Raw genomic sequence first — 10,697 nt, 5'->3', positions numbered from 1 at the left:
GACTCCGGGAGGCGCCTCCACTATTCAAAGTTGAAAGGCCAGCAGAAATGCTGGCCTTTTTGCTATCTGAAATTCTAAACCCTCATGCTATGTTCAAACTTCCACGTATGCTCTCTAATCAGTAGCACCACTAGGAACAAGCTATATCAGATCACTTTTGTGCCGGTCTTTTCCTTATGTAAACCTATCATTTGCTAAACAACCAACAGCATCTGTTAACCAATTGCGCCGTTTGTGAGTGGAATGAGTGGGGAATGGAAAAGGGCGACTGTCTTTTGCGTCATTAAATTCTTCATATTTATACATAGTTGCTCATGATCCTGTAACGCTTTCATGAGTTATTACACTTATTATGACCACAAATGAAAATGATTGTCATTTACTTGTGTTACTGCTAACCTATTGTGAAACTTTACAACATCTTATCTACTGCACGAAAGTGTATATAAAACCCCGCTAAACCTTATTAAACCTACGGTTATTCGTTTGCTTCGTATGATAAATCAGCAGATCTACCTCTTTTGTCCTACCCCTTTAGGGTAGTTCGATTTCGTAATTGATTTACATCATATTTTCATTTTCTTTCATAATTCATTATTCGCTCAGTTAAGAAATATATAACCTTCAGGAATTCTTATGAGCAAGATGAAGCTAGTCGTAATCGGTAACGGGATGGTCGGCCATCGCTATATCGAAGATTTAGTCGAGAAGACAGACGTTGCTAACATGGACATCACAGTCTTCTGTGAAGAGCCTCGCGTAGCCTATGATCGTGTACACCTTTCTTCTTACTTTTCACACCATACTGCGGACGAACTTTCTTTAGTTAAAGAAGGCTTCTACGAGAAACACGGCATCAACATGCTGATCGGTGAGCGTGCTATTAACGTTAACCGTGAAAAGAAAACAGTTTACTCAAGTACTGGTCGTGAAATTCAATACGACAAGCTAATCCTTGCTACAGGTTCATACCCATTCGTTCCGCCAATCAAAGGTAACGAAGGTAAAGACTGTTTCGTTTACCGCACAATCGAAGACTTGAAAGCTATCGAAGCAACCGCTAAGAATTCTAAATCTGGTGTGGTTGTTGGTGGTGGTTTGCTTGGTCTTGAAGCTGCAGGCGCACTAAAAGCTCTTGGTGTAACCACGCACGTTGTTGAGTTTGCTCCAAAGCTAATGGCTGAGCAGCTTGACCAAGCGGGTGGTAACCAACTTCGTCAAAAAATCGAACGTATGGGCGTTAACGTACATACAAGTAAGAACACGCTTGAGATTGCTCCTGAAGGCACTGAAGCTCGTAACGTAATGCGCTTTGCAGACGGTACAGAGCTAGAAACTGATTTCATCGTATTCTCTGCTGGTATTCGCCCACAAGACAAACTTGCTCGTCAAATGGGGCTGGGTATTGCACCACGTGGCGGTATCGAGATTAATGATCACTGTCAAACGACAGACAAAGACATCTACGCAATCGGTGAGTGTGCGTCTTGGAACCAAACGTTCTACGGCCTAGTGGCTCCTGGTTACAAAATGGCAACGGTAGCGGTTGACCACGTTGTTGGTAACGAAAGCACATTTGAAGGTGCTGACATGTCTGCGAAGCTTAAGCTTTTGGGCGTGAAAGTAGGCTCTATCGGCGATGCGAACGGTCGTACTCCTGGCTGTAAGAGCTACGTTTACCAAAACGAAGAACAAGAAGTTTACAAGCGTCTAATCGTTTCTGAAGACAACAAGAAGCTGCTTGGTGCAGTAATGGTTGGTGACACGTCTGACTACGGTGATCTTCTACAGCTTATGCTGAACGAAATCGACCTACCAGAACACCCAGATGCATTGATTCTTCCTGCTCATGCTGGTGCTGAAAAGCCAACACTTGGCGCGGATTCTCTTCCTGAGTCTGCTGTTATCTGTTCTTGTTTCGATGTGACTAAAGGCAAGATCGCTCAAGCGGTTGCTGAAGGTCACCACACAATCGGTGATATCAAAGCAGTAACAGGCGCAGGTACTGGTTGTGGTGGTTGTATTCCACTAGTGACTTCAGTACTAAACGCTGAACTTGCTAAAGCTGGTGTTGAAGTGAAGAACGACGTGTGTGAGCACTTTGCATACTCTCGCCAAGAGCTTTTCCACCTAATTCGCATCGAAGAAATCAAAACGTTCGATGAGCTATTAGAGAAATACGGTAAAGGCTACGGCTGTGAAGTATGTAAGCCTCTAGCAGGTTCTATCCTTGCTTCTTGCTGGGGTGAACACATCCTTAAGCCTGAATTAGTGAAGCTGCACGATACCAACGACAACTTCCTAGGTAACATGCAAAAAGACGGTACTTACTCTGTAATCCCTCGTATGGCGGGTGGTGAAGTAACACCTCAAGCACTAAGCGTTCTTGCTGATGTTGCTGCTGAATACAACTTGTACACCAAGATCACAGGTGCACAACGTATCGGCCTATTTGGTGCTCAGAAAGATGACTTACCAGCAATCTGGAAGAAGTTAATCGCTGCAGGTTACGAAACGGGTCAAGCTTACGCAAAAGCACTTCGTATGGCGAAAACATGTGTAGGTTCTACTTGGTGTCGTTACGGCGTTCAAGATTCAGTTGGCCTAGGCGTGATGATCGAGAACCGTTACAAAGGCATCCGTACTCCTCATAAGATGAAGTTTGGTGTGTCTGGCTGTACTCGTGAGTGTGCTGAAGCTCAAGGTAAAGATTTAGGTATTATTGCGACTGACGCAGGTTGGAACATGTATGTATGTGGTAACGGTGGTATGAAACCTCGTCACGCAGACTTACTGGCAAGCGACCTAGACCAAGAAACGCTAATCAAGTACATCGACCGTTTCATGATGTTCTACATCCGCACGGCTGCGCCACTACAACGTACTTCGGTATGGATGGACAACCTAGAAGGTGGTGTTGATTACCTACGTGAAGTGATTGTAGACAACAAGCTTGGTATCAATGACCAACTTGAAACTGACATTGCTGGCCTAGTTGATAACTTCGCTTGTGAATGGACAGATACAATCAACGACGAAGCTCAACTTAAGCGCTTTGCACACTTCATCAATGCTGATGACCGCGATGATAACGTTGTGTTTGTTGAAGATGGTCGTGAACAACACCGTCCTGCGACATTCACTGAGAAACACCCTGAAGCCATTACTTCAAAGCATCAGGGCGACATCATTCACGTAGAATCTGTTTAAGGGGAGACGACATCATGGCATTTACCAAAGTTTGTAAGATCGAAGACATTATCCCAGGTACAGGTGTTTGTGCGTTGGTTGGTGGTGAGCAAGTAGCTGTATTCCGCCCAACGAAAGCTGAAGAAGTATTCGCGATTAGCAACACAGACCCTTACTTCCAGTCAAACGTGTTATCACGTGGCTTGATTGTTGAGCACAAAGAAGAGCTTTGGGTAGCAAGCCCACTTAAGAAGCAACGCTTTAACCTAGCCACAGGTGTGTGCATGGAAGACGAGAACTTCAACGTGAAAGCGTACAAAGCTCGTGTTGCCAAAGGCGCTGTAGAAATCTCTGCTTAATCTTCGGATGAGTAAGATTTGATAGTTCAAGGGTTCTAGTTCTCGATATTGCCTTAACTCGGCAACTAGAGCCTTTTCCTATCCAATTTTAACTTTTAATTTAAACTTTTTAAGGACAACCTTATGTCTCCTGATTACAAACCAGCTGAATTCGTTCAAACGATGATTGATGTGGGTGAAGCGAAAACGAAAACAAGTACTCGCGATCTTCTGATTCGAAGCACTATGGCTGGTATCATCCTTTCTCTAGCGGTTGTTGTTGCTATTACAGCAATGGTTCAAACCGGTATTGGCCTTGTTGGCGCACTTGTGTTCCCAGTTGGCTTCGTCATTCTAAGTGTAATGGGTTATGACCTAGTAACTGGCGTATTCGGCCTTGCACCTTTAGCGAAATTCGACAACCGCCCAGGTATTACTTGGGGTCGTATCCTACGTTGTTGGGGTATTGTTGGTCTTGGTAACCTTATCGGTTCTTTGATTGTTGCTTTCCTTGTTGCAGTATCACTAACGGGTAACTTCTCTTTAGAACCAAACGCTGTTGCTCAAAAGTTCATTGCTGTTTCTACAGGTCGTAGCCTAGGTTTTGAAAACATGGGTATGGACGGATGGATCACGTGTTTCGTACGCGGTATCTTCTGTAACCTTATGGTATGTCTAGGTGTGATTGGCAACATGACTGCACGCACAGTATCTGGCCGTGTAGCAATGATGTGGTTCCCAATCTTCATCTTCTTCGCACTCGTATTTGAGCACACAGTGGTAAACATGTTCCTATTCCCACTAGGTATGATTCTTGGCGCTGATTTTGGTATCGCGACATGGTTGAACTTCAACCTTATCCCAACAATCCTAGGTAACATCGTTGGTGGTCTATTAATGACGTGTGTTCCTCTATACCTAACTCATGCTAAAACAGCTCCTTCTCTAGGCGCTAAGTAATTAGATAGTTCTAGGTTAATGAGCAACTAATAATGTGTGTTAAGCCCCAAGCTGTTGATTTGGGGCTTTTTTGATCTTAACACTCTCTACTTTGATAACCGTGCACCTAAGGCGAGCAATGTGTGCTTGATGATGGTGCAAATGTCAGGGTTTTCCAACGTAATAGATTGTTTTGTTATATAAACTTCTATCTTGATTAGAATTAATCGTAAAGTTTTATGGCAACAACTGATAGTCTAAGAAGTAGGGATATTGGTGATTCATACAACGATGAATCGTCATACAGAATTAAGCTTGAAATATAACAAGCTAACTTTCGGAGCAAAGCATGTCAGAAGTATCGCCATCGAATGTTAAAACAGGAAACACAGGATTTGTTTCATTAGTAGGTGCAGGTCCGGGCGACCCAGACTTACTTACGTTAAAAGCGGCACGAGTGATTCAACAAGCAGACGTGTTGGTTTATGACCGTTTGGTATCAAAAGATATTTTGGCGATGGCTAACCCAGAAGCGGAAATGCTGTATGTGGGTAAAAAGCTCGATCATCACTGCGTACCGCAAGATCAGATCAACCAACTATTAGTGACCAAAGCTCAAGAGAACAAACACGTAGTGCGTCTAAAAGGTGGTGACTCGTTTATCTTTGGTCGTGGTGGTGAAGAGTGTGAAACGTTAGCTGAGAATGACGTGAGATTTGAAGTGATTCCGGGCATCACAGCTGCTGCCGGAGCAACGGCTTATGCGGGCATTCCGTTGACGCACCGTGATCATGCACAAAGCGTGCAGTTTATTACAGGTCACTTGAAGAAAGATGGCGAAGATATTGACTGGCAATCTCTTGCTCAGCACAACCATACCATCGTGTTTTACATGGGCTTGAAAGAGAGTCCGAACATTCAGAAGAATCTACTCGATAATGGTATGCGAGCTGACATGCCAGTTGCGATCATCGAAAACGGTACACGCCAAGAACAAAAGGTGTTTAGAGGTGGGTTACGTGATTTAGCTGACCTTGCGAGCGTCGCAAAGAGCCCAGCGCTGATTGTTGTAGGCAGCGTGGCTCAGCTCCATGAAAAACTTGCTTGGTTTAACAAACAAGCTTGATCGTTTGACCTTCTAATTGGATCTCTAAGCCACTACTGAGTCCATCAAGAATCAAATACTGCAGCGGCTGCCTTGTCGCTGCATTTCTTGTTGGCGCATCGGCATTTCGTCAATGATATTGGTGATCTGTTTCCAATCTGTTTTGCCACTCCATCGGTGCTTCTCTTTCCCGTCTTTACCAATCAAAACAGCGGTATGTGATCCTTTCGGGATCTCGTAAATACTGGTGACTGCTTCTAAGTTAAACTCTTCTTCTAACCAAGTTGGGACTGTGTAACCACTCTCAGCAATAACCATAATGACGACATCTCGTTCGTCCAATTGACAGTTATTGAGCAACACTTCATTCAGAAACTCTTTAACGATTGAATCTTCCTTTGGAGCGAAATAAATCACACTGCGGTGTGGCAAAGGCTTTGAGTGAGAATAAGCGGGGTAGGCGAGTACTGAATTGATGGTTAAGCTCATGATTATTACCGTGCTGATGGTCAGTAGTTTAAGCAAACTAAACCAGCTACCAGAGTTTGATGGTTGATTTAAAGTTTGCATCGCTTTGGTTGTGTCGATGCTTACTATCGAATTGTGTGTTTGTCGGTGCAGCATTGCCAACCTCCCTTTAAAAACTCTAAGCCTGAGTACGATTTGAACGCTACGTAAAGAAGAAGGTGAAGATCAGAACCACCTAAGAAACGCTCAAAACAAATCCACTTACAATAAGCATAGTTAGGATTACGTAAAGACACTTAGCTTTACGCTAAAGATATTAGATTTGCGTTAACGATAGCTGGCAGGTTCATTTTTATTGAGTAAAGCGACTCGCATTTTACAATTGAATAGAATAGGGTATACGGAAAATCTAAAGGTATGAATTTATGGAAAACATAGCAATTTTGGTCGACGTTCAGAACGTTTACTACACGACGCGCGACAAATACCGTTCTAACTTCGACTATAACCAGTTTTGGTATGTTGCCACGGAAGGGCGTAACGTTATTGCAGCTAATGCTTACGCAATCTCAAGCCAAGATCCAAAGCAGCGTCAATTTCATCATATCCTTCGTGGTGTGGGCTTTAATGTGAAGTTAAAGCCGTTTATTCAGCGTCGAGATGGCAGTGCAAAAGGCGATTGGGATGTGGGTATTGCGTTAGACGCGATAGAACTTGCTGAGACGGTTGATACGATTGTTTTGGTATCAGGAGACGGTGATTTCGAAATCCTTGTAGATCGAATCAAAGAGCGCTTTGGCAAGCCTGTTGAAGTGTATGGTGTTCCCGGGTTAACTGCTCAAAATCTTATCGATTCTGCATCAAAATTTGTACCGATTGAAAAAGATTTTCTTCTATAGAGGAAATCGGGCACTTTATAATTGAAATCAATAATAACGATAATTAGAATGCAAACAGTTCTTATTTATCGGTATGTGTAATGTCTCGCGTTTTAGTTGTTGATGATGATATTCAGTTGTGTGAATTACTGGGTGAAGTGTTAGAAAATGAGGGGTATCACGTTGATACTGTTCATTGCGGTGAATCCGCGCTTGAGTTTATTCAATCTCACCCTGTCGATTTGGTTCTACTCGATGTAATGCTTCCGAACCTAAGCGGCATTCAAGTAGCAAGACGTATTTGTCAGCGTTTTGCTACTCCCATTCTTATGCTAACCGCGCTTAACGACGATGCCTCAATGCTCGATGGCTACCAAGCAGGCGCCGACCAGTACATCGCTAAACCTTTCAATGTTCCTGAACTCTTAACCCGTATTAAGGTGATCTTGCGCCGAGTGGGTTTTGAACGCCAAAGACAATCTTTAGCTTCCTCTAATCACGGCTTGTGTGAACAACTCTCTCGTTTGCCATTAACTGGCACTGAAAAAGACTTGCTTGATTATTTGGTCAAAAATGACGGTATTGTCGTCTCAAAATCTGATCTGCAAATCCATGTACTCAAGAAAGAATTGTGTCCCTTCGATCGTAATTTAGATATGCATATCAGCAATATACGTAGAAAGCTCGTTCAGGCAGGTTTGTCTAAACAACATATAAAAACCGTTCGTGGTAAAGGTTACAGTTACCTAGAGTCGGTCGGAGCATGAGTAAAAAACTGCTGCGTTGCCCTGATTTTATTGCTAAGCGTAAAGACGGACTCACTTTCCAACTGTTCAGTTACCTGACCGTCATTTTGGTGAGTATTTTGATCCTGCAAGGTGTCGCTGAAAGAGCCTTGATGAAAGCGCTGCTTAAAGTCCCAGAATCGGTAAAAGCGGAAATGCTCGACCTTGCTTACCAAGCGAATGTGTTGATCGAAGAAGGGGACATGGATGAACTCGCGGACTGGGGTAATGCTCAGCAGTATTATCTGTTCGTCATCGACAAAGACAATCGTCCGATCACACATCGTCACATGCACCCACATTTTGAATTTAAGCTCAAATACTTAAGAACGTTAGATCACCAACTTAGTGATCGTGTGAGTAAGCCGATCTTCGGCCTACCACTGGATAACGGTAAAACACTGGTTATCCAACTACCGCACCAGTTTCATCCCGCAAAATCTTTTGCGCCATATTCCTATATGCTTAAAGCATTGATTGCATTGGTCGTATTGTCTCTGTTCTCGATTATCATGGCCAAAAGCCTTCAGCAACCGTTGGATAGATTGAGAGAAGCGAGCCGCAGACTGGCTCAAGGTGACTTCACGGTCAGTGTGGTGTCGGAGTTGAACTCCACCACGCGTGAATTCAACGAGCTTGCACACGATTTTGATTATATGACCTTTGAGATTAAATCTCTGGCTGAAAAGCAACGTTGTTTGATTCGTGATGTCTCACACGAGTTAAGAACACCATTAGCAAGGCAAAACCTCGCACTACACCTGCTGCGCAGCAAGGTTGATGATAAAAGCATTGGTTTGCTAGAACGAATGGAAAATGAAACAGAAGAGATGAATAAGCTGGTGGGTGAGATACTTGAATTTAGCCGCTTAGAAACCTCTCGCTATGACTTCAAGTTAAGTTTAATGCACCTTGAGCACTATTGTTCAATGTTGATCGCGCAGATGCAAAACGATTTAAAACCGAATCAAACTTTGATTGGTTCCCTAGAGACGCCGATATCAATGGTGAACGTTGATGAGAGGCTACTGCTTCGAGTCATTGGTAACTTGGTCGGGAATGCCATTAAATACGCGGGTGAGAACGCTCATGTGGTCGTGACGACATACGAACAGGTAATGGATAGACGTTACAGTGTAATATCTGTAGAAGATGACGGTGACGGTATTCCTGATAACAAGATTGCAGGTATATTCGACCCGTTTACTCGTATTGAATCAGCAAGAGACAAACGGTCTGGTGGCTACGGTCTGGGCCTTGCGATTGTTAAAGAAGCGATGGGTGTGATGAATGGACATGTAACTGCTGAGAATAGAGAAGGTGGGGGGCTGAGAGTGAACTTGATGTTCCCAATCGGTGATTAGCTTTCCCTATTGATAATTACCTTAAATTGATAACTGTCCCAACTCAGTAGTACTGACTTAAGCGATACCCAATAAAAACGCCACTGCATCTGCAGTGGCGTTTTTCTTTATGCGCTTTGGTATGGGCTAGGCGTAGCCATTAATTACGCCTGAGCTTGAAGACAAGAGCATAAGATAAGCGAGACTATGCCTGTTGGCGAGCTAGCTTAACTTCTTCTTCTTTCTCACCTGCTGCTGGGTCGTTGAAGCGAGACTCGTCTAGAGCGCCTTCAGACTTAGCAACGATGATAGATACGGCACTATCACCTGTGATGTTTACAGCGGTACGAATCATATCAAGAAGGCGGTCAACACCCATGATTAGAGCAATACCTTCAAGCGGCAGGCCAACTTGGTTCAATACCATCGCTAGCATAACAAGACCAACACCAGGGACACCTGCAGTACCAACAGACGCCAGTGTCGCCGTTAGGATAACCATTAGGTAATCACCCATTGAAAGGTCGATGTTGTACGCTTGCGCGATAAACGCCGTCGCAACACCTTGCATGATTGCAGTGCCGTCCATGTTCACAGTTGCACCTAGTGGTACTGTGAAAGAAGCGACTTTGTTGTCTACGCCCATACGGTTCTTAGCCGTTTCCATAGTTACTGGAATTGTTGCGTTCGAAGATGCTGTTGAGAATGCAAACATGATTGCATCTTCCATCTTACGTAGGAACGTAATCGGACTAAGACCTGTGAATCCTTTAAGCATCGCGCTGTAAGTCACCAAGCCATGCAACAGCAGGGTACCAGCAAGCACTAAGAAGTATTCTGCTAGGTTCCAAATTGCACCTAAGCCAAGGCCAGAGAACAGTTTCGCCATCAAGAAGAATACGCCGTAAGGAGCAAGGTTCATTAGTAGCGCAACTAGCTTCATGATCACTTCGTTTAGATCAGAGAAAACTGCAGCGATACGTTCACCGGGTTTGCCCGCTGCACTGATTGCGATACCAAACAACACTGCAAATACGATAACTTGTAACGTTTTGCCCTCAGCCATCGCCTGAATAGGGTTGGTTGGGAACATGTCGATGATTACTTGGCCCAGAGAAGGGGCATCCGCTGATTTGAAAGAGCTCGCAGCAGTAAGATCCGCACCAGCTCCAGGTTGGAACAGGTTACCGATAGTTAATGCTAGAGTGATGGCAACGGCAGTAGTACCGATATAAAGTGCAAGCGTTTTGCCACCCATACGGCCAAGAGTTGATAAGTCTTTAAGAGAACTTGTACCGCACACTAGTGAAACGAAGACTAGAGGCACAACAAGCATTTTTAAACTGGCGACAAAGATTTGTCCGCCCACTTCAAAGAGTCCGTTAACGATGTAGTTGTTAACAAATCCGTTGTCTGCAAAAAGGGATTGAATGGCGAATCCCGTTAATATACCTACGACCATACCGAGGATTACTCGACCAGTCAGAGACATAGGTTTCTTGGTATTCATTTAGAACACTCCTTATTATTTATAACTTTGATACCTTTTCAAAGTGAGCAGGAGATTAGCAGTCGGATAATCAATTCGAAAAACAAAAAATGAGTTTGGAATTATAGATGTGATCAAAATCACTGATAATTGTGTAAATTAA

General features: G+C 43.8%; 9 protein-coding genes. 7 read left to right on the top strand and 2 right to left on the bottom strand.

The features are described 5' to 3' along the window. Window positions 1-636: 636 nt before the first annotated feature. From nirB to cobA, 4 genes are all read left to right on the top strand, one after another. Window positions 637-3,210 carry a nitrite reductase large subunit NirB gene (gene nirB, locus AB4209_RS15385; RefSeq protein ID WP_017062560.1) on the top strand — a complete coding sequence of 858 codons (2,574 nt, stop codon included), beginning with the start codon at window positions 637-639 and terminating at the stop codon, window positions 3,208-3,210. A gap of 14 nt (window positions 3,211-3,224) precedes the next feature. Next, a complete protein-coding gene (gene nirD, locus AB4209_RS15380) occupies window positions 3,225-3,548 on the top strand; it encodes a nitrite reductase small subunit NirD (protein WP_017069123.1) in 324 nt (107 codons plus the stop codon). A gap of 123 nt (window positions 3,549-3,671) precedes the next feature. Beyond that, complete coding sequence (locus tag AB4209_RS15375) at window positions 3,672-4,487, top strand: formate/nitrite transporter family protein (protein ID WP_017062558.1); 816 nt, start codon at window positions 3,672-3,674, stop codon at window positions 4,485-4,487. A gap of 328 nt (window positions 4,488-4,815) precedes the next feature. Further along, window positions 4,816-5,592 carry a uroporphyrinogen-III C-methyltransferase gene (gene cobA / locus AB4209_RS15370; RefSeq protein WP_017066845.1) on the top strand — a complete coding sequence of 259 codons (777 nt, stop codon included), beginning with the start codon at window positions 4,816-4,818 and terminating at the stop codon, window positions 5,590-5,592. A gap of 51 nt (window positions 5,593-5,643) precedes the next feature. Here cobA and AB4209_RS15365 read toward each other — a convergent pair whose 3' ends face one another. Next, a complete protein-coding gene (locus tag AB4209_RS15365) occupies window positions 5,644-6,141 on the bottom strand; it encodes a DUF4174 domain-containing protein (protein WP_050546503.1) in 498 nt (165 codons plus the stop codon). 323 nt (window positions 6,142-6,464) lie between these two features. On the opposite strand from AB4209_RS15365, the gene AB4209_RS15360 reads away from it, so the two are divergent. From AB4209_RS15360 to AB4209_RS15350, 3 genes are all read left to right on the top strand, one after another. Next, a complete protein-coding gene (locus tag AB4209_RS15360) occupies window positions 6,465-6,938 on the top strand; it encodes an NYN domain-containing protein (RefSeq protein WP_372056405.1) in 474 nt (157 codons plus the stop codon). An 80-nt stretch (window positions 6,939-7,018) separates the two neighbouring features. Then, complete coding sequence (locus tag AB4209_RS15355) at window positions 7,019-7,684, top strand: response regulator transcription factor (protein ID WP_017062555.1); 666 nt, start codon at window positions 7,019-7,021, stop codon at window positions 7,682-7,684. Continuing rightward, a complete protein-coding gene (locus tag AB4209_RS15350; protein ID WP_372056403.1) occupies window positions 7,681-9,066 on the top strand; it encodes a histidine kinase sensor domain-containing protein in 1,386 nt (461 codons plus the stop codon). Before AB4209_RS15355 ends, AB4209_RS15350 begins: the two co-directional genes overlap by 4 nt. A 184-nt stretch (window positions 9,067-9,250) precedes the next feature. On the opposite strand, the gene AB4209_RS15345 is transcribed toward AB4209_RS15350, so the two are convergent. Further along, window positions 9,251-10,555 carry a dicarboxylate/amino acid:cation symporter gene (locus AB4209_RS15345; RefSeq protein ID WP_017062553.1) on the bottom strand — a complete coding sequence of 435 codons (1,305 nt, stop codon included), beginning with the start codon at window positions 10,553-10,555 and terminating at the stop codon, window positions 9,251-9,253. Window positions 10,556-10,697: the final 142 nt, after the last annotated feature.

Origin of the sequence: Vibrio sp. 10N.286.48.C11 (genome assembly GCF_041469805.1) — a bacterium.
GTDB lineage: Bacteria > Pseudomonadota > Gammaproteobacteria > Enterobacterales > Vibrionaceae > Vibrio > Vibrio crassostreae_C.
This window is presented reverse-complemented; position numbering and strand designations above follow the sequence as displayed.